Annotated in this window: 16 protein-coding genes; 8 read left to right on the top strand and 8 right to left on the bottom strand. The window is 72.4% G+C overall.

Annotated elements, in window-relative coordinates; all coding sequences use genetic code 11:
• Positions 1-144: 144 nt before the first annotated feature.
• The 6 genes from HZS56_RS07765 to ssd all read right to left on the bottom strand — a co-directional run bounded on the left by HZS56_RS07765 (position 145) and on the right by ssd (position 5,617).
• Positions 145-558: a TadE family type IV pilus minor pilin gene (locus tag HZS56_RS07765; protein ID WP_374201100.1), complete on the bottom strand. Its 414-nt coding sequence runs from the start codon at positions 556-558 to the stop codon at positions 145-147.
• An 88-nt stretch (positions 559-646) separates the two neighbouring features.
• On the bottom strand, positions 647-874 hold the full coding sequence (locus HZS56_RS07760) for a DUF4244 domain-containing protein (RefSeq protein WP_216719938.1): 228 nt from the start codon (positions 872-874) through the stop codon (positions 647-649).
• Between the two features lie 334 nt (positions 875-1,208).
• The gene (locus tag HZS56_RS07755; protein WP_216719937.1) at positions 1,209-2,024 is read right to left on the bottom strand and encodes a type II secretion system F family protein; all 816 of its coding nucleotides are present in this window, start codon (positions 2,022-2,024) and stop codon (positions 1,209-1,211) included.
• The gene (locus HZS56_RS07750; RefSeq protein WP_216719936.1) at positions 2,021-2,920 is read right to left on the bottom strand and encodes a type II secretion system F family protein; all 900 of its coding nucleotides are present in this window, start codon (positions 2,918-2,920) and stop codon (positions 2,021-2,023) included. Before HZS56_RS07750 ends, HZS56_RS07755 begins: the two co-directional genes overlap by 4 nt.
• Positions 2,917-4,131: a TadA family conjugal transfer-associated ATPase gene (locus HZS56_RS07745; protein WP_253913883.1), complete on the bottom strand. Its 1,215-nt coding sequence runs from the start codon at positions 4,129-4,131 to the stop codon at positions 2,917-2,919. Before HZS56_RS07745 ends, HZS56_RS07750 begins: the two co-directional genes overlap by 4 nt.
• 313 nt (positions 4,132-4,444) lie before the next feature.
• On the bottom strand, positions 4,445-5,617 hold the full coding sequence (gene ssd / locus HZS56_RS07740; protein WP_216719935.1) for a septum site-determining protein Ssd: 1,173 nt from the start codon (positions 5,615-5,617) through the stop codon (positions 4,445-4,447).
• Between the two features lie 726 nt (positions 5,618-6,343).
• Between ssd and HZS56_RS07735 the strand changes: the two genes are divergently transcribed.
• On the top strand, positions 6,344-7,204 hold the full coding sequence (locus HZS56_RS07735) for an HAD family hydrolase (RefSeq protein ID WP_216719934.1): 861 nt from the start codon (positions 6,344-6,346) through the stop codon (positions 7,202-7,204).
• Positions 7,205-7,652: 448 nt separating this feature from the next.
• Here HZS56_RS07735 and HZS56_RS07730 read toward each other — a convergent pair whose 3' ends face one another.
• Positions 7,653-8,477: a Fic family protein gene (locus HZS56_RS07730; RefSeq protein WP_216719933.1), complete on the bottom strand. Its 825-nt coding sequence runs from the start codon at positions 8,475-8,477 to the stop codon at positions 7,653-7,655.
• A gap of 111 nt (positions 8,478-8,588) precedes the next feature.
• Between HZS56_RS07730 and HZS56_RS07725 the strand changes: the two genes are divergently transcribed.
• The gene (locus tag HZS56_RS07725) at positions 8,589-9,569 is read left to right on the top strand and encodes an ATP-binding protein (protein ID WP_216719932.1); all 981 of its coding nucleotides are present in this window, start codon (positions 8,589-8,591) and stop codon (positions 9,567-9,569) included.
• A gap of 87 nt (positions 9,570-9,656) precedes the next feature.
• On the opposite strand, the gene HZS56_RS07720 is transcribed toward HZS56_RS07725, so the two are convergent.
• A complete protein-coding gene (locus HZS56_RS07720; RefSeq protein WP_216719931.1) occupies positions 9,657-10,952 on the bottom strand; it encodes a polysaccharide deacetylase family protein in 1,296 nt (431 codons plus the stop codon).
• A 290-nt stretch (positions 10,953-11,242) separates the two neighbouring features.
• On the opposite strand from HZS56_RS07720, the gene HZS56_RS07715 reads away from it, so the two are divergent.
• The 6 genes from HZS56_RS07715 to HZS56_RS38055 all read left to right on the top strand — a co-directional run bounded on the left by HZS56_RS07715 (position 11,243) and on the right by HZS56_RS38055 (position 19,638).
• Positions 11,243-13,660, top strand: a complete 2,418-nt coding sequence (locus HZS56_RS07715) for a bifunctional SulP family inorganic anion transporter/carbonic anhydrase (RefSeq protein ID WP_216719930.1) — start codon at positions 11,243-11,245, stop codon at positions 13,658-13,660.
• A gap of 373 nt (positions 13,661-14,033) precedes the next feature.
• The gene (gene acs / locus HZS56_RS07710; protein WP_216719929.1) at positions 14,034-15,989 is read left to right on the top strand and encodes an acetate--CoA ligase; all 1,956 of its coding nucleotides are present in this window, start codon (positions 14,034-14,036) and stop codon (positions 15,987-15,989) included.
• A 241-nt stretch (positions 15,990-16,230) separates the two neighbouring features.
• Entirely contained in the window at positions 16,231-17,655 is a 1,425-nt protein-coding gene (gene nhaA / locus HZS56_RS07705; RefSeq protein WP_216719928.1) for a Na+/H+ antiporter NhaA, read from the top strand.
• Between the two features lie 135 nt (positions 17,656-17,790).
• A complete protein-coding gene (locus tag HZS56_RS07700; protein ID WP_216719948.1) occupies positions 17,791-18,279 on the top strand; it encodes a phage holin family protein in 489 nt (162 codons plus the stop codon).
• Positions 18,276-19,265, top strand: a complete 990-nt coding sequence (locus HZS56_RS07695) for an alpha/beta fold hydrolase (RefSeq protein ID WP_216719927.1) — start codon at positions 18,276-18,278, stop codon at positions 19,263-19,265. Before HZS56_RS07700 ends, HZS56_RS07695 begins: the two co-directional genes overlap by 4 nt.
• Before the next feature lie 187 nt (positions 19,266-19,452).
• Complete coding sequence (locus HZS56_RS38055) at positions 19,453-19,638, top strand: hypothetical protein (protein ID WP_253913882.1); 186 nt, start codon at positions 19,453-19,455, stop codon at positions 19,636-19,638.
• Positions 19,639-19,682: the final 44 nt, after the last annotated feature.

Here is a 19,682-nt window from a genome sequence, read left to right as displayed (position 1 = left end):
GGCCAGGGGCGGGCCCGGGGCCAGGGGCGGATGCGGGGCCTCCAAGGGCGGGAGCGGGGCCAGAGACGGGCGCGGGGCCCGGGGCGGAACTGAGGCGACCGCCGTTGCTCCGTTCGGCTGACCGGCCGCAGTCAGCACGCCCCCTCACGAGTCCGCTCCCGCCACTTGTGCCGCTCCCACCGACTTCTCCGCTCCCACCGCCTGTGCCGCTCCCACCGCCGCGCCCACCGGCTGGTCCGTCCCCACGGCCTGCTCCGCCGAGGCCACGGCCTCGGCCCGTACCTCGAAGGGCAGCCCGTGCAGCAGCGGTGGCTCGGCCACCACGACCACACGCACCAGTTCAGCCTCCCGGCCGACCGTGACCCGGGCCCCGCCCGGCGCCGCCTCGCGAGCCACGGCCAGGACCGCGTCGTCCGGGTCCTGGCGCGCCGCCGCCCGGGCACCCGTCCGCGCGGCGTCCACGCACTGGATCTGAGCGGCCATCACGAGCAGCCCCCACACCAGCGCCATCGCGAACGCCACCAACACCGGCAGCACCACCGCTGTCTCCGCCGTCACGAAGCCCCGGTCCGGGCGACAGCGGCCGGCGCGTGCCGGGCGGATCGCCCCTGCGCCCGCCGTTCTCGGCTGCGGCCCCGCCGCCCGCTCACATCCCCGCATCGAGGGCCCGCTTGACGATGCCCTGCAGCTCCGCGCTGACCGCACCGCTCGTCACGACCTTGTACAGGACCACGGCGAACGCCACCGCCGCGACGATTCCCATCGCGTACTCGGAAGTAACCATTCCCGCGTCCCGCTGCACCGCCTGCCGCCGCAGGGCCGTCCAAGCGCCGCACGCCAGGGCACGCAGCCGGGCCCGTACCACCTGATTCATCGCAACCCCCGTGAGATCCCGTGCCACTGCTCGACTGCCTGCCGGTTCGACTGCACGCCGACTCGGTTGTCCGCCGGCTCGGTGTTGTCCGCGCGGTTGTCCGCCGGCTCGGTTTTGTCCGCCGCCCCGGTTACCCGCTTGCTCGCTTGCCCGTTGCGCTCGCTTGCTCGTTGCCGGCATGGTCGTCGACGACCTGCTCGTTGCCGGCATGCCCGCTGTCTGCCTGCTCATCTGCCGCCTGCTCATCTGCTGCCTGCTCATGTGCTGCCTGCTCTCCGCTCGTCCTCGGCGGTCACTCGTTGGCCGCGCCTGTGTGCCGCTGCGTTCCGTCCTGTCAGCCGCCGCCTCCCCCGTCTCCCAGTGCTCCGGCGGCCAGCCCGATGACCACCGGCAGTACGCCCACCGCGATGAACGCGGGCAGGAAGCACAGACCCACCGGCGCCGTGACCATCACGGCCGCCCGGCGGGCCCGGACCGTCGTCGCGCGGGCCCAGTCGGCACGGGCCTGGGCGGCGAGTCGGGCGGCCGGGCCGGCTGCGGGCAGGCCCGACACATCGGCCCGCTCCAGCAACCGCGCCAGCGGACCCGCACCCGGGATCGCGGCCAGCCCGCTCCACGCGCCGTCCGGCTCTCCCCCGAGCCGCACCTCCGCGGCGCCACGGCCCAGCGCCTCCCCGACCGGACCGTCCAGGGCCTCACCCACCGCCCGCGCCGCGACCACCGGGCTCGCGCCCGCCGCGATGCAGGCCGCCAGCAGATCGGCCGCGAGGGGCAGCTGCCGAGCGGCCTTGGCGGCGTCGGCCCGGTCGGCCGGCACACCGGCGCCGCCACGTCGGAACCGCCACCGCCACAGCACGGCCGCGCCCACCAGCCCCAGCACGAAGCCCGGGACCCCTCCGATCACGGCCCACCCGACACCCACCGGGCCCAGCAGCGGCAGCCACTGACGGACGACGGCACACCTCTGTGCGTTCTGCGCGTTCTGTGCGCGCCGAGGGGGCTGACGGGCCGGTGCGGGCGCCAGCAGCCCGGTGAGCCGTCCGCGCATCGCACGCTCCCGTCGGGCGACTCCCAGGATCCGCGCCAGCCACACGGCGGCGAGCACCGTCCCCAGTACTGCCCCCAGCCTGTGGACAACCTCACCGGTCATGACGCCGCCTCCGCTCCACGGACGATCCGTGTCACCCACCAGACGCCCAGCCCCTCCAGGACCCCGCCTGCCAGCAGACAGCCCAGCCCGGCTCCGGTGTGCAGCAGCACATGCAGCGGGTCGGACCCGAGGGCGACCCCCAGCAGCAGACCGAGGACCGGCAGGCAGGCCAGCATCAGCGCCGTGGCCCGGGCGCCCGACAGCTGGGCCCGCAGGTCGGAGCGCTGGTCGCGTTCGGCCCGGAGCGCGGCCTCCAGCCGGTCGAGTCCGGCGGCCAGTCCCGCACCCTGGTCGACTGCCACCCGCCAGCAGGCGCCGAGGCCTCCCAGCCCCTCGGCCCCCGGTTGCCGCGCAGCCGCGGCGAGCGCCCCGGGGACGTCCCCGCCGAAGCGGGCCGCCGCCAGGACCGCGGCCTGCGCGTCCCCGAGCCCGCCGGAGTCCCGCGCGGCGCACAGCAACGCCTCGCCGGGCTGTCGCCCTGCCCGGACCTCCCCGGCGAGGGCCCCGCAGAGCCCGATCACCGCGTCCTGCCGGTGTTCCCGTGCCCGTCTCTCCCGCGCGGCCAGCCGCGTCCGCCGCAGCACCGGCACTCCGGCCGCCCCCGCGAGGGCCGGCAGCACCGAGCTCCCCAGCAGCGCCAGGGCGAGTCCGGCGGCCGGCGACCACCACTCCGGACGCAGCCCGCTCCGGACGCGCCGCAGGGCGTCCGTCACCCGGCGTTCCACGGGCGGCCGGGTCCCGTCCCCGGGCCCCGCACCGCCGGTACCCCGCTCGGCGAGTACAGCCCGCGCCCTTCGCACCGCGGAGTGCCAACCGCCCGCCAGCCATGCGGCCGACCCGACGCACGCCAGGGCCACGCCCGTCGACAGCTCACCGATCCACGAAGTCCCCGTCACCTCTCCGCCTCTCCGCCGACGGACCGCTCCGCGAACTCCCCGCCGCGCAGCAGCTCCCGCAGGCGCTCCCAGCCGTGCTCGGCCACGAAGGACTCCGTGCCCCACCGCAGCGCCGGCACGGTCCGAACCAGCCCCGCCGGATCCCGCTCCAGTACGTGCACCTCGGCGATCCGGCGTCGTCCGGCACGGTCGCGGACCAGGTGGAGGACGACCGAGAGGGCCGCGGCGAGCTGGCTGTGCAGGGCCGCACGATCCAGTCCGGCGGCCGTGCCGAGCGCCTCGAGTCGGGCCGGGACGTCGGCGGCGGCGTTGGCGTGCACCGTGCCGCACCCGCCCTCGTGGCCGGTGTTCAGAGCGGCGAGCAGGTTGACGACCTCGGGTCCGCGGACCTCGCCCACGACCAGCCGGTCCGGCCGCATCCGCAGTGCCTGCCGCACCAGGTCCTCGAGGGTGACCAGGCCCGCGCCCTCCTGGTTGGCGGGTCTTGATTCCAGACGGACGACGTGCGGGTGGTCCGGCCGCAGCTCCGCCGAGTCCTCGGCCAGCACGATGCGCTCGTCCGGTCCGACGAGCCCGAGCAAGGCGCTGAGCAGCGTCGTCTTGCCGCTGCCGGTGCCCCCACTGACCACGAACGACAGCCGGGCCCGCAACAGCGCCCGCAGCACCCGGTCACCGCCGGGCGGCACCGTGCCCGCCGCCGTGAGCTCCTCCAGCGTGAACGCCCGGGGCCGGACCACCCGGAGCGACAGGCAGGCACAGCCGACGGCGACGGGTGGCAGTACGGCGTGCAGCCGGGTGCCGTCGGGCAGCCTGGCGTCCACCCACGGCCGGGCGTCGTCGAGCCGACGTCCGGCGACGGTGGCCAGGCGCTGTGCGAGTCTCCGTACCGCGCCGGCGTCCGGAAAGGAGACCGGCGCGAGCTCGAGACCGCCGCCCCGGTCGACCCAGACCCGGTTTGGCGCGGACACCAGCACATCGGTCACCGACTCGTCGGCGAGCAGCGGCTCCAGTGGCCCGCTGCCGACCAGTTCCGACCTGAGCTGTTCGGCGGCGCCCAGGATCTCGGCGTCGCCGAGCACCCGACCCTGCTCACGCAGGGCCTGCGCCACCCGCGCGGGCGTCGGCTCCGCACCGCTCGCGGCGAGCCACCGCCGTACGCCGTCGAGCAGCCCCGGAGCCGGTGCCGGGTGTTCTCCTGCAGACGTGGGCAAAGGCAGCCGGGCGGCGGCGGTCGCCGGGGCGGCCTCTCGCCGCTCCGCCCGAAAGGCCCACCGGGGCACCGTCCCGGTCTCGGGGGCATGGGGCGCCGCCGCCTCCGGGTCTCCGACGCCCAGGCTCTCTGCCCTCGCCCGGCCCGCCACGCCCGCCGACCCGTCCACCGGCCCGCGCCACGCCCCGGCACCTGCTCCAGCGCGAGGCCCGGCCCCTGCCGTCGTCCCGACCCCTGTCCTTGCCCCTGCCGCCCTTGCCCCTGCCACCGTGCGGCCGTGCGCACCCGCGTCGGGCATCGTCACCCGCATCGCCTCACACCGTCCTGTCCGTCTCGACCAGCGCCCGATCCCAGAACTCCCGGCAGAAGCGCGCCAACGGACCGCGCGCCGACGTGCCCGGCGGACGCCTGTTCTCCGTGGCGCGCAGAAGCCCGGACTCGACCGGCACCTCACCGGCCAGGGGCAACCCGAGCAGCCCGGCCACTTCCCGGTCGTCGAGCCCTGAGGCGTAGGGTCCCCGCACCACTGCTCGGAGGTCGCGCAGGACCATGCCGACCGCCGTGGCCACCCGGCCCGCCGCCGCGACGGCCCGCAGTTCGGCGGGGACGACCAGGAGACCGACGTCGAGTTGTGCGAGTACCTCGGCCACTCCGTCGTCGATCCGGCGCGGCAGGTCGACCACGACCGTGCCGCCCCTGCGCCGGGCTGCCGCGAGCACCGCGCGGACGGCAGGTGGCGGCACGGCGACGCAGTCGCTCCGGTCCCAGCTGAGCACGCGCAGCGAATGGAGCTCGGGCAGCGACTCCTCCAGGGCGCCGCCGCCGACCCGCCCGCGGGAGGCGGCGAACGCCGGCCACCTGAGTCCGTCGGCGGTCTCGCCGCCCAGGAGCACGTCGAGACCGCCGCCCAGCGGATCCGCGTCGACCAGCAGGCTGCGCATCCCCTCCCGTGCGGAGGTGACGGCCAGCGCGCACGCCAGGGTGGAGGCTCCGGCCCCGCCCCGGCCGCCGATGACACCCACGGTGAGAGCCGGGCGGCCCACACCCTCGGTGACGTCGGCGATGCGGTCGACCAGCCACTGCTCGCCGTCGGGGAGCATCAGTACGTGGTCGGCGCCGATCTCGACGGCGCGCTGCCAGATGCCGGAGTCGTCCTGGTCGCGGCCCACGAGGACCACTCCTCGTCTCCTCAGGGCGCCGCCCCGCAGGCGGCGCGCGGCGTCGTCTCCGACGAGGACGAGCGGCGCGGCGTCCCAGCCGCCCCGCGGCGCGGACGTCGCCGGGAGACGAGGGGCGGGAGGCCCGGTCGCCCCGGCCCGGTGCCCGATCGCCCCGGGCACGGAGTGGTGCACCTCCGGTGTTGCGCCTGCGGCTGCGCACAGGCGCAACAAGTCGTCGAGGAGTTCGGTGTCCTCCGTGATGATCAGAGGTCCGCTCTGGTGCCCTCCGGGGGCGGCCGGCGGATCGTGGGTGATGGTTTCGGACATGCTTCACTTCCCCGTTCGCCGCGAATCCGCGGCCGTTTCGCCGGAGGTTCGCGGCCGTTTCGCCGCGGGTTCGCGGCCGTGCCGACAACGCGCGCCCGGCGAACAGATCCGGCCGTCGACTCGGCGCGGCCCGGGCGCATGGGAATCACGGTGCAGCGGTCCGGGAAATCGTGTGGATCTTGGTCCAAAACTGTGGACACTTTGGTGGTTGTGAAAATCGCCGTCACCCATACCGGTGACTCACGTCCACCCCGTTCCATGCCTGTGTACGACGCTCGCGGAACTGTCCGCGGAGCGGCCCGCAAAGCAGTGGACAGAACAGCGCCAGAACGGTCTCAGGTCAGCCTTCAGTGGGACTCCGGGGCGGCTCCGGGGCGACTCCCGGGGCGGCTTCGGGGCGGCTTCTGGGGGCCCACGGGCCGGTTTTCACCGCAGGCCGAGAGCGACAATTTGACTACTCTGTGCGACAGATGGCGCGGCGACAGCCCGCCGGTCCCGCACCGGCACGGCACGGAACCTGATCACGACCGGAACCAGAAAACCCACCCGGACATGCGACGACCCCCGCCGGGGGGGAGAGCGGGGGTCGTCTCCACGGCCGACTCGGGGGGGGAGGAGTCGGACCGGGTTAGCACGGTCGCGAACGATCCGTGACTTCCATGGTGTACCCGAGAGCCCTCTCAGGCAAACCCACGCGCCACACCTTACGCCGAATGGGCTGCGCCTATGCTCGGGGGCGTGGAAAACCGCTCCTTGCACCACTCCGTGCCCCACTCCATGCCTCGCACAGCGGCCTTCTTCGACCTGGACAAGACGGTCATTGCGAAGTCGAGCACGCTCACGTTCAGCAAGTCGTTCTACCAAGGCGGACTGATCAACCGCAGGGCTGTGTTGCGTACCGCATATGCCCAGTTCGTCTTCCTCGCCGGTGGGGCCGACCACGACCAGATGGAGCGGATGCGCGAGTACCTGTCCGCGCTGTGCCGCGGCTGGAACGTCCAACTGGTCAAGGAACTGGTCGCCGAGACGCTGCACGACCTCATCGACCCGATCATCTACGACGAGGCCGCCTCCCTGATCGAGGAGCACCACACGGCGGGCCGCGACGTCGTGATCGTCTCCACGTCGGGCGCCGAGGTCGTCGAGCCGATCGGCGAGCTGCTGGGGGCGGACCGGGTGGTCGCGACCCGCATGATCGTGGGCGACGACGGGTGTTTCACCGGGGAGGTGGAGTACTACGCGTACGGCCCGACGAAAGCGGAAGCCGTCCGGGAGCTGGCCGCGTCCGAGGGGTACGACCTCTCACGCTGCTACGCCTACAGCGACTCGGCGACCGACCTGCCCATGCTGGAGGCGGTCGGCCACCCCCACGCGGTGAACCCGGACCGGGCGCTGCGCCGGGAGGCTCTCGCGCGCGAGTGGCCGATTCTCGACTTCCACCGGCCGGTACGGCTCAAGCGGCGGATCCGCGGACTCTCCGTACCACCGCGCCCGGCACTGGTCGCCGCCGCCGCGGTCGGTGCGGCGGCGGCCACCGCCGGCCTCGTCTGGTACGCGAGCCGGCGGCGGTCGGCCACGGCGGCCTGAACCGGCCCCGACCGGCCGTCTGCACACACGGCACCGCGTGCACCTGCGCCTTCCCCACGCCCGAGCCTCATCGCCCCTGCCTCACCACCCGCGTACGAGTGCGAAAGCAAAGAACTGCGGTCGGCACTTCCGCTTGCCCCGGGCCAGGAGTACAAAGGAGACAACGGCCCGCGAGACCGAGGACATCCGAAAGGATCACCTTTAACACGCATTTGGCCCCACGGACCGAGCATGGACACCGGGCACCCACGCGACGTCGACCCGTCGATTACGGGCCAGCCGCACCAGGTGACGGGCGAAGTTCCCGACCTGATGGGCGACATACCGAGGACGCCTGGTAACCCGGTGGACATGCCAGCGGCGGTACGAGTGCTCGTACCGCCGCACCTCTGTCGTCCTGACGCGTGTCCGGGGCCCCGCGCGCGTGCTGTTCGCCTGCGCCGCCCCGCTACGCCGCCCCGCGCTGGAGCGCCTCGCAGACCGCCGTGGACTCGCGGGCGCCGAGTGTCACCGCGCTGCCGCAGTGGGCGATCCAGGCCGCCATGCCCTCCGGGGTTCCGGAGGCGTAGCCGTCGAGTGCCTCGAGGTAGGCGGCCGGGCCCAGTTCGGCGTAGCCGACCTCGGCCGGGCAGACCGACTTGGGGTCCAGACCGCTGCCGACCAGGACGATGCGCTCCGCCGCGCGCGCGACCAGGCCGTTGTGGGAGGTGAAGGGGCGCAGCGCCAGGAGCTCGCCGTGCACGACGGCGGCCGTCACCAGCGCCGGCGCGGAACCGCCCGCCATGAGCAGCGCGGCCAGACCGTCCAGCCGGCCGTGCGCCTCCGCGGCCTCGGGCAGGGGCAGCGCGAGGAGCGGTTCGTCGACCGGCTCGCCCGCCTGGCGGGGCCGTCCCACCTCGTCGGCCTTGTCGGCGGCCGCCACGAGATGCAGCCGGGCCAGCACCCGCAGCGGCGACTGCCGCCACACGGACAGCAGTTGCCCCGCCTCGGCCGTCAGCCGCAGCGCGGCGCCCACCGCGCGGGCCTCGTCGTCGCCGCTGAAGTCGGTGCGCCGGCGCACCTCCTCCAGGGCCCAGTCCGCCCCGGACAGCGCCGCCGACCCCCGGGCACCGCGCAGCGCCGCCTCGGAGGTGATCTCGTTGCTGCGGCGCCGCATGATCCGGTGGCCGTAGACCCGGTCCACGGCCTTGCGTACGGACTCCACGGACTCGGCCACGCCGGGCAGGGCGCCCAGGGCCGCGAGCGGATCGGCGGTCGCGCCTGTCGTACTCATGAGTAAGACCCTACGCACCCGGGCGGCGCGCCCCACGATTGAGTGGTCTTCTTCACGTATCACCGGACTCCGCTGCCACCTACAGCTACCACGACACTACGCTTGGTGAACATGAAAATTGCTTTCGTCGGGAAGGGCGGCAGCGGCAAGACCACCCTGTCCTCCCTGTTCGTCCGCCATCTCGCCGCCACCGGCGCGCCCGTCGTCGCCATCGACGCCGACATCAACCAGCACCTGGGCGCCGCACTGGGGCTCGACGAGGCGGAGGCGGCCGGGCTGCCCGCGCTGGGTGAGCACCTCGGGCTGATCAAGGACCATCTGCGCGGCACCAACCCGCGTGTTCCCTCCGCCCAGACGATGATCAAGACGACCCCGCCCGGCGAGGGCTCGCGCCTGCTGCGGGTGTGCGAGGACAATCCCATCTACGCCGCCTGCGCACGCCCGGTGGAACTCGACGGCGGGACCGTCCGTTTGATGGTCACCGGCCCCTTCACCGACGCCGACCTGGGCGTCGCCTGCTACCACTCCAAGACGGGCGCGGTGGAGCTGTGCCTCAACCACCTGGTGGACGGACCCGACGAGTACGTCGTGGTGGACATGACCGCGGGGTCGGACTCGTTCGCCTCGGGCATGTTCACCCGCTTCGACCTCACCGTCCTCGTGGCCGAGCCGACCAGGAAGGGAGTCTCGGTCTACCGCCAGTACAAGGAGTACGCCCGCGACTTCGGCGTCGCACTGAAGGTCGTCGGCAACAAGGTCCAGGGCCAGGACGACCTCGACTTCCTGCACGAGCAGGTCGGTGAGGACCTGCTGGTCACCGTCGGGCACTCGGACTGGGTGCGCGCCATGGAGAAGGGGCGCCCGTCCCGGTTCGAGCTCCTGGAGGACGTCAACGCCCGCGCGCTGCGCATCCTGCACACGGCCGTCGACGGGACCTACGCGCTGCGGGACTGGCGGCGCTACACGCGGCAGATGGTCCACTTCCACCTCAAGAACGCCCAGAGCTGGGGCAACGAGCGCACCGGGGCCGACCTGGCGGCGCAGGTCGACCCCGGTTTTGTCCTCGGTGAGGAGGCCGCCGCCCCTGCGTGACCGGTCCCGGGGCCACCTTGGCTTCCCCTGAGACCTCTCCGGGGTCACCAGGGGGTCACCCTGATCCCCTCTTTGGAACGGCCGGCCCTACTTCTTGTCGGCCGGCGCCCCGGGCACTCCCTTGGGCGCGGGGGCGGGTGCGGCCGACAGGAAGGAGTTCCAGCCCTTCTCGGGGGCCTCGCCGACGCCGAGCGTGCGCAGTTGCTTCAGGACCTTCGGGTCCTGGGCGTCCAGCCAGTCGGCGAGTTGCCGGAAGGAGACGCAGCGCACCTCCTTCTTGTTGCAGACCGTCTCGACGACCTCCTCGACGGCGCGCATGTAGGTGCCGCCGTTCCACGACTCGAAGTGGTTGCCGATGATCAGGGGCGCGCGGTTGCCGTCGTAGGCCCGCTGGAAGCCCTTCAGCAGACTGTCACGCATCTGGTCGCCCCAGAACTCCCGCTTGCCGGGGTCCCCCTGGGTGGCGGTGCCGGACTGGTTGACCATGTAGTTGTAGTCCATGGTGAGCTGCTCGTAGGAGTGCCCGGGGAACGGCACGAGCTGCATGGACAGGTCCCACATGCCCTCCTTCTTCGAGGGCCAGACCTGGTTGTTCACGCCGCTGCTGTCGTAGCGGAAGCCCATCTCGCTCGCGGCCTTGACGAAGTTCTTCTGGCCTTCGAGGCACGGGGTGCGGGCTCCGATCAGCTCCTTGTCGTAGTCGAAGGGCAGGGGTGCCGCGTTCTTCAGCCCGGTGTTGGTCTTCCAGGTCTTCACGAACTGCTTGGCCTGGCTGATCTCCTCCTTCCACTCCTCGACGGACCACTCGCCCACACCGCCGCCGGCACCGCAGAAGTGGCCGTTGAAGTGGGTGCCGATCTCGTTGCCCTCCAGCCACGCCTGGCGCAGCTGTTTGACGGTGTCGGTGATGCCCTGCTCGTCGTTGAAGCCGATGTCGGAGCGTCCCGGAGAGTGCTGGGGCGGTTTGTACAGGTCCCGCTTCTCCTTCGGCAGCATGTACACGCCGCTGAGGAAGTACGTCATCGTGGCGTTGTTCTCCTTGGCCACTTCGCGGAAGTGGGAGAACAGTTTCTGACTGTCCTCTCCCGCGCCGTCCCACGAGAACACCACGAACTGCGGAGGCTTCTCGCCGGGCTTGAGCCGCTCGGCCCGGGGCAGGTGCGGCTGGGCCCCGGTGTACGCGGTGGAACCGTCACCGATCAGCCGGACCGCGTTCTTGGGTGCCGGCGCCGCTTCCCCCTTCTCTTTCTGCGGGCCGTGCGTCCCTTCGCCGGTGCCCGTGCCGCTGTCGGTCGCACAACCGGCGAGCGACGCGGCGCAGACCACGGCGACCACGGCGCGCGCGGCCGTCCTGCGGGGGGTCGTTGTGCGGGTGGCGGCCATGTCCGCCCACCTTCTTCCTTCTCTCGGGCCAAACGCCGACGTGGCGATGTCGGGTGCTGAGCCGGAACGTGCCGTCAGCGCCGTCAAAGTGACACGAAAAGAAGAAGGAATTAGTACGACAAGCCGATGAAATGCTTCGTTCACCCGAACACGCGGAGCGTTACTCCATTCGCGCGAAAAGTCTATGCCTCTTCTTTACTCTGAATTACTCTCTATTTACTGAGAGCAATCTCTGATCACCGAGCGCAACCAGAGTTCCGAGCGCAATCAGAGTTCTAGGAGACGGACCCATGTCAGCCTGCGTCCCCGCCCGCGCCGATTCGGCCCGGACCAAGCACGTCCACCCACCCCACAGTCCGCCGCCCGGTGGCCCCCGGCGCTTCCGTATCGCGGGCGCCGACGTGTCCGCCTCGATCGCGGTCTTCCTGATCGCCCTCCCCCTCTCCCTGGGCATCGCCCTCGCCACCGGAGCGCCCCTCCAGGCCGGTCTCGTCGCAGCCGCGGTGGGCGGGATCGTCGCCGGGTGGATCGGCGGCTGCCCGCTCCAGGTCAGCGGCCCGGCCGCCGGACTCACCGTGGTCACCGCCGACCTCATCCAGCAGTACGGATGGCGTACGACCTGCGCCATCACCGTTCTCGCCGGGCTCGCCCAACTCGGCCTGGGCTGCCTGCGCGTGGCGCGCTCCGCGCTTGCCGTCAGCCCCGCCATCGTGCACGGCATGCTCGCCGGCATCGGTGTCACCATCGCCGTCGCCCAGCTGCACATCGTCCTCGGCGGCACCCCGCAGAGTGCGGTGCCGGACAACCTGGTCGCCCTCCCCGCCCAGCTGGCGAACCTGCACCCCGCCGACGTCGCGGTGAGCGTGCTGACCCTGACCCTGCTGACGCTCTGGCCGCGCGTGCCGGGCCGGGTCGGGAGACTGCTGGGCAAACTGCCCGCCGCGCTGATCGCCGTCGCCGCCGCCACCGCCCTCGCCGCCTTCGCGGGGCTGCGCCTGCCCAAGGTGGACCTGCCCTCGTGGAGCAGCCACGCCCTGGCAGCACTGCCCGACGGGCCCGTGCTCGGCCTGGTGGCCGCCGTCCTCACCACCACGCTGGTGTGCAGCGTGCAGTCCCTGCTGGGCGCCGTCGCCGTGGACAAGCTGGTCGCCGCCCGTCCCGGCCTGACCGGCCGCGTCCAGCGCTCCGACCTCGACCGCGAACTGCTCGGGCAGGGCGCCGCCAACATCGTCTCCGGATCGCTCGGCGGGCTGCCCATCGCCGGAGTGGCCGTGCGCAGTTCGGCCAACGTGGCGGCCGGCGCCGTCAGCCGCAACTCCACGATGCTGCACGGCGGTCTGGTCGTCGTCGCCGCCCTGCTCCTGGTCCCAGCCCTGGAGCTGATCCCGCTCGCCTCACTCGCCGCCCTGGTCATGGCCGTCGGCCTCAAGATGGTCTCGCTGAACCACATCCGTACGGTGACCCGCCACCGCGAGGTGCTGGTCTACGCCGTCACCACCGGCGGTGTGGTCTTCTTCGGCGTCCTGGAGGGCGTGGCCCTCGGCATCGCGGTCGCCGTCGGCGTCGCCCTGCACCGCCTGACCCGGACCCGGATCACCCACGACGAGACCGACGGCGTCCACCACGTGCACGTGCGCGGCCAGTTGACCTTCCTCGCCGTGCCACGGCTCAGCCGCGTCCTGCACCAGGTGCCGCACGGGGCGGACGCGGTCGTGGAATTGGACGGGTCGTTCATGGACCACGCGGCGTACGAGACGCTGCAGGACTGGCAGAAGACACACACCGCGCAGGGCGGATCCGTCGACATCACCGGTCGCCGCCCCGGCACCCGTATCTCCGAGCCGGCCGAGGGCGACGGCTGCCGCTGCCGCCCCTGGACGGCCTGGCGCAACCACCAGTGCGCACGCCCATCGGCCGCGCCCCCGCCCGACACCGACTCGCCGCACCGGGCCGACGGCACCGGGGCCGGAGCCACCAGCAGCACCGGCGGCTCCCCCGGGGCCGCAGGGACCTCCGGGACCAGCCCCACCGATCTGGCGCGCGGCATCAGCGCCTTCCAGCGCAACACCGCCCCGCACGTGCGCGGCGAGCTGGCCCGGCTGGCACGGGAGGGGCAGCAACCCTCCCAGCTCTTCCTGACCTGCGCCGACTCCCGCGTGGTCACGTCGATGATCACCTCCAGCGGCCCCGGCGACCTCTTCGTCGTGCGCAATGTGGGCAACTTCGTGCCGCTGCCCGGCGAGGAGAGCGGCGACGACTCCGTGGCCGCCGCCATCGAGTACGCGGTGGACGTGCTGAAGGTGCGGTCCATCACCGTGTGCGGGCACTCCGGCTGCGGAGCCATGCAGGCCCTGCTCAGCGCCGAGCCCGGCGGTGTGCAGACCCCGCTCAAGCGCTGGCTGCGGCACGGGCTGCCGAGCCTGGAGCGCGTCCCCGGGGCGGAGGACGGTACCGGTGGGCCCCGGCTGGCCGGACGAGGCCACGCCGACACCGCCGAGCGGCTCTGCCTGGCCAACGTCGTCCAGCAGCTGGAGCATCTGCGGGCCCACGAGTCGGTGGCCCGGGCACTGGCGGCCGCGGACGGGGCCGACCGGCTGGAGCTGCACGGCATGTACTTCCACGTCGGCGAGGCCCAGGCGTATCTGCTCGCCGGGGACGACGGGGAGCCCGTGTTCCGGCGGGTGCTGGAGACCGACCTCACCGCCTGACACCGGCGCCGGGCCGGAGCACCCACCCTCCCCTCCCGCCCGGCCTCCCATGACGTCACACTCGGCCTTCCCCTCACGCCCAGCCCCCCCCATGACGTCACACCCGGCCGTCCGCTCCCGGCGGCCACCGGTGCGCGGCGCCTGTCCGATGCCGCGCACCGGCGTGTCGGACAGACGCGAGATCCGAGTGTGTGACAGGCGTTACAGAGCATGAACTGGGCGCGCCTCACGTCCGTGGGTACGGGTGACGGGGCCGCAGAAAGGAACCGCGACAGGTCTAAACCAGTTGCCCGTCGACCCTTGTCACCGACCCCCCGGGTCTGATGAGCTGTGGCCTGGGACACAACGGACAACCCTGAGAAAGGGAGATGTCGTGAGCAACGAATCCTTGGCCAACCTGCTCAAGGAAGAACGCAGGTTCGCACCCCCCGCCGACCTGGCCGCGAACGCCAACGTCACGGCGGAGGCGTACGAACAGGCCAAGGCCGACCGGCTCGGTTTCTGGGCCGAGCAGGCCCGGCGGCTGACCTGGGCCGAGGAGCCGACCGAGACGCTCGACTGGTCGAACCCGCCGTTCGCCAAGTGGTTCCAGGACGGCAAGCTCAACGTCGCGTACAACTGCGTCGACCGCCACGTCGAGGCCGGACACGGCGACCGTGTCGCCATCCACTTCGAGGGCGAGCCCGGCGACAGCCGCGCCCTCACCTACGCCGCCCTCAAGGACGAGGTCTCCAGGGCCGCCAACGCCCTGCTGGAGCTGGGTGTGCAGAAGGGCGACCGGGTCGCCGTCTACATGCCGATGATCCCGGAGACGGCGATCGCGATGCTGGCCTGCGCCCGGATCGGCGCCGCCCACTCGGTGGTCTTCGGCGGCTTCTCCTCCGACGCGCTCGCCACCCGCATCCAGGACGCCGACGCCCGCGTCGTCATCACCTCCGACGGCGGTTACCGCCGGGGCAAGCCCTCCGCGCTCAAGCCCGCCGTCGACGAGGCCGTCGAGCGCGCCGGCATCGTCGAGCACGTGCTCGTCGTCCGCCGCACCGGCCGGGAGGTCGCCTGGGACGACTCCCGTGACAAGTGGTGGCACGAGACCGTCGACCGGCAGTCCGCCGAGCACACGCCGGAGGCCTTCGACGCGGAGCACCCGCTGTTCATCCTGTACACGTCCGGTACGACCGGCAAGCCCAAGGGCATCCTGCACACCTCCGGCGGCTACCTCACGCAGACGGCGTACACCCACTGGGCCGTCTTCGACCTCAAGCCGGAGACGGACGTCTACTGGTGCACCGCCGACGTCGGCTGGGTCACCGGGCACTCCTACATCGTCTACGGCCCGCTCGCCAACGGCGCGACGCAGGTCATGTACGAGGGCACCCCGGACACCCCGCACCAGGGCCGGTTCTGGGAGATCGTGCAGAAGTACGGCGTGACGACCCTCTACACCGCGCCCACCGCGATCCGGACGTTCATGAAGTGGGGCGACGACATCCCCGCGAAGTTCGACCTGTCCTCCCTGCGGGTCCTCGGCTCGGTCGGTGAACCGATCAACCCGGAGGCCTGGATCTGGTACCGGAAGACGATCGGCGCCGACGCCACCCCGGTCGTGGACACCTGGTGGCAGACCGAGACCGGCGCGATGATGATCTCCCCGCTGCCGGGCGTGACCGACGCGAAGCCGGGCTCCGCCCAGCGCCCGCTGCCCGGCATCGCCGCCACCGTCGTCGACGACGAGGCGAACGAGGTGCCGAACGGCGGGGGCGGCTACCTGGTCCTCACCGAGCCGTGGCCGTCCATGCTGCGCACCATCTGGGGCGACGACCAGCGGTTCATCGACACGTACTGGTCGCGGTTCGAGGGCAAGTACTTCGCCGGCGACGGCGCGAAGAAGGACGACGACGGCGACATCTGGCTGCTGGGCCGGGTCGACGACGTGATGCTCGTCTCCGGCCACAACATCTCCACCACCGAGGTCGAGTCGGCCCTCGTCTCCCACCCGTCGGTCGCCGAGGCCGCCGTGGTCGGTGCGGCGGACGAGACGACCGGGCAGGCCATCGTGGCCTTCGTGATCCTGCGCGGTACGGCCGCCGAGAGCGAGGACCTGGTCGCCGAGCTGCGCAACCACGTCGGTGCCACGCTCGGCCCGATCGCCAAGCCCCAGCGGATCCTGCCGGTGGCGGAGCTGCCGAAGACCCGCTCCGGCAAGATCATGCGGCGCCTGCTGCGCGACGTGGCGGAGAACCGCCAGCTCGGGGACGTCACGACCCTGACGGACTCGACGGTCATGGACCTCATCCAGTCGAAGCTCCCGGCGGCCCCCAGCGAGGACTGAGCCGGCTACGGCGAGGACTGCCCAGGCAGCCACCGCAGCCACCGCCACATCGAGGGCACCCGGCGTCGCGCACGCGCCGGGTGCCCTCGCCCTGTGTGACAGCCGGGTGCCCTCGCCCTGTGTGACACCCAGGGCCCGGGTAAGCTGGCAGGACGTAGGAGATTCGTCAGGACCCTCATGGTGCGCCGGGAAGTCTGGTCGGCACGTGTTCCGTGCTGCCCAGAGACCGGAGGTTCCCCTCGTGACCGCGCCCCGCACCCCCCGCAAGGCCCTCGGCCGGCTGTCCCTCCCGGAGCGGACCTACCTCGCGGACGCGCTGCGCACAGAAACCGTCGGCGGCGTCCTGCTGCTCGCCGCCGCGATCGCGGCCCTGCTCTGGGCGAACATACCGGCGCTGCAGGACAGCTACGAGAGCGTCAGCCACTTCCACTTCGGCCCCGGGTTCCTCGGACTGGACCTCTCGGTCGCGCACTGGGCCGCCGACGGCCTCCTCGCGGTCTTCTTCTTCGTCGCCGGCATCGAGCTGAAGCGCGAACTGGTCGCCGGTGACCTCAAGGACCCCAGGGCCGCCGCGCTGCCGGTGGTGGCCGCGCTGTGCGGCATGGCCGTACCGGCGCTCGTCTACACCGTCACCAACACCGCCGGCGGAGGCTCCCTGGCCGGCTGGGCCGTGCCCACCGCCACCGACATCGCCTTCGCGCTCGCCGTGCTCGCCGTCATCGGCACGTCGCTGCCGAGCGCGCTGCGCGCCTTCCTGCTGACGCTCGCCGTCGTCGACGACCTGTTCGCCATCCTGATCATCGCAGTCTTCTTCACGGACGGCCTCAACTTCGCCGCGCTCGGCGGCGCGGTCGCCGGCCTGGTGGTCTTCTGGCTGCTGCTCCGGGCCGGGGTGCGGGGCTGGTACGTGTACGTCCCGCTCGGCCTCGTGATCTGGGGGCTGATGTACAACAGCGGCATCCACGCCACCATCGCCGGTGTCGCGATGGGCCTGATGCTGCGCTGCCACGTCCGCGAGGGCGAGGAGCACTCCCCCGGTGAGCACATCGAGCACCTCGTGCGCCCGCTGTCGGCGGGGCTGGCCGTGCCGCTGTTCGCGCTGTTCAGCGCCGGAGTGGCCGTCTCCGGCGGGGCGCTGGCCGATGTGTTCACCAAGCCGGAGACGCTCGGCGTGGTGCTCGGTCTCGTCGTCGGCAAGACGCTGGGCATCTTCGGCGGCACCTGGCTGACCGCGCGCTTCACCCGCGCCTCGCTCAGCGACGACCTCCAGTGGGCCGACGTGTTCGCGGTGGCGACCCTGGCCGGCATCGGGTTCACCGTCTCGCTGCTCATCGGCGAGCTGGCCTTCGAGGGCGAGGGGGCGATGACGGACCAGGTCAAGGCCGCCGTCCTGACCGGCTCCCTCATCGCGGCGGCGCTGGCGACGGTGCTGCTGAAGGTACGGAACGCGAAGTACCGGGGGATGGTCGCGGAGGAGGAGCGCGACGACGACCTCAGCGGTATCCCGGACATCTACGAGGAGGACGATCCCGAGTACCACCTGCGCATGGCCGCCGTCTACGAGAAGAAGGCCGCCGAGCACCGCCGGATCGCCGAGGAGATGAAGTCCGCACGGCTTGCCGAAGTGACGGGCGGGGCAGGCGAGGAGGGCGGCGGTCCGGCATGATCTGACGAGACGGTACAAAAGACGGGACCGTTCGCACTCGGACCGAACCCGGACCGGACCGGAACCGGCCGGACCGGGGACTACGCGACGCCACGGAACCGTACGCAGATGAGCCAGCAGAAGAGGGAGACCGCGATGAGCGCACCCGACGGCAGCCCGGTCGGCACCGAACGCAGCATCGGCCAGCTGTTCGCCTCGGCGACCACCGAAATGTCGGCGCTCGTGCACGACGAGATCGCACTGGCCAAGGCCCAGTTGCGGAAGGACGTCAAGCGCGGGGCGACGAGCGGCGGCGCACTGTCCGCCGCGGGCCTGGTCCTGCTCTTCTCGCTGCCGATGCTGAGCTTCGCCCTGGCCTACGGCATCGAGACCTGGAGCGGCTGGAACCTCGCGGTCTGCTTCCTGCTGTCCTTCGCCGCCAACGTCCTCGTCGCCGGCCTCCTGGCGCTGATCGGCGTGGTCTTCATGAAGAAGGCCAAGAAGGGGCGCGGCCCGCAGAAGGTCGCCGCATCGGTGAAGGAGTCGGCGGGCGTCCTGCAGAACGCCAAGCCGCACCCGCGTCCGGAACTGCCGGCGGACCGGTCCCCCGAAGCCATCGAGGCTGTGGCACGCTCGTCCTCATGACGGGCTCCACCACCCCTTCGGGCCAATCCTCCTCCCCCTCGGGGCATTCCTCCCCGGCGCAGCACCCCACGTCGGTCGTGCGCCTGGACGTCCCCGGCGGGCGCGAGGTGATCCACCGGGACGTCGCGGCCAACGGCGCCCGTTTCCACATCGCCGAGCTGGGCGACGGGCCGCTGGTGCTGCTGCTGCACGGATTCCCGCAGTACTGGTGGACCTGGCGGCACCAGCTGGCGGCACTCGCCGACGCGGGTTTCCGCGCGGTCGCGATGGACCTGCGCGGCGTGGGCGGCAGCGACCGCACCCCGCGCGGTTACGACCCGGCCGGTCTCGCGCTCGACATCACCGGCGTGGTCCGCTCGCTCGGCGAGCCGGACGCCGCGCTGGTGGGCCACGACCTCGGCGGCTACCTGGCCTGGACGGCCGCAGCGATGCGGCCCAAGCTCGTGCGGCGGCTGGCGGTCTCCTCCATGCCGCATCCCCGGCGCTGGCGTTCGGCCATGCTCGGCGACGTGCGCCAGAGCCGGGCGGGCTCCTACATCTGGGGCTTCCAGCGGCCGTGGGTCCCGGAGCGTCAACTGACCGCGGACGACGGCGCGCTGGTCGGCCGGCTGCTCCACGACTGGGCCGGGCCGAAGCTGCTGGACGACGAGGCGGTGTCGGCGTACCGCCGCGCCATGTGCATCCCCTCCACAGCGCACTGCTCCGTCGAGCCGTACCGCTGGCTGGTGCGGTCGCTGGCACGCCCGGACGGCATCCAGTTCTACCGTCGTATGAAGCGCCCGGTCCGTGTGCCGACCCTGCACCTGCACGGCTCCCTGGACCCCGTGATGCGTACGCGCAGCGCGGCCGGGTCCGGGCAGTACGTCGAAGCGCCGTACCGCTGGCGGCTGTTCGACGGCCTCGGGCACTTCCCGCACGAAGAGGACCCGGTCGCCTTCTCGACGGAACTGATCAACTGGCTGAAGGACCCCGAGCCCGACAGGTGATGGTTCGGTGACGTTCATGGCGTCCGGTGTCGTCCGGTGACGTTCGGTGTCGTCCGGTGACCGAACGGGCGCATCCGGTATCCGAACCGGAACGCTTGTCCTGTCAACGGCCACTTGCCCCGCGCATACGCCAATTGGGGGCCCGGAGAGCGGTTATCGACCTTGGGGCGGGGGCACACGTCCGGGTATGGGCTGGACGCACGACTACAGTGACGTAGCACGCGACGGCCGCTCCACGAGCGGCGTGAGCAGCACCCACCGACGAGGCGGCACCCCGCAACTGGCGGGTGCGGATCTGCGGGTGGGTATTCCACACATCCTGCGCCGCCGGGCCCGCTGGGTCTCCGTACGTCTGCGCCATCCACGGACCTGACACCCACCGCGCCCACCGCCGCTACCGCCCCGCCGCGGCGGCCA

Origin of the sequence: Streptomyces mayonensis, from assembly GCF_018982965.1 — a bacterium.
In the GTDB taxonomy this organism is placed as follows: Bacteria; Actinomycetota; Actinomycetes; order Streptomycetales; family Streptomycetaceae; genus Streptomyces; species Streptomyces mayonensis.
The sequence above is the reverse complement of the archived record's forward strand: the minus strand, read 5'-3'. Positions and strand labels throughout refer to the sequence as shown.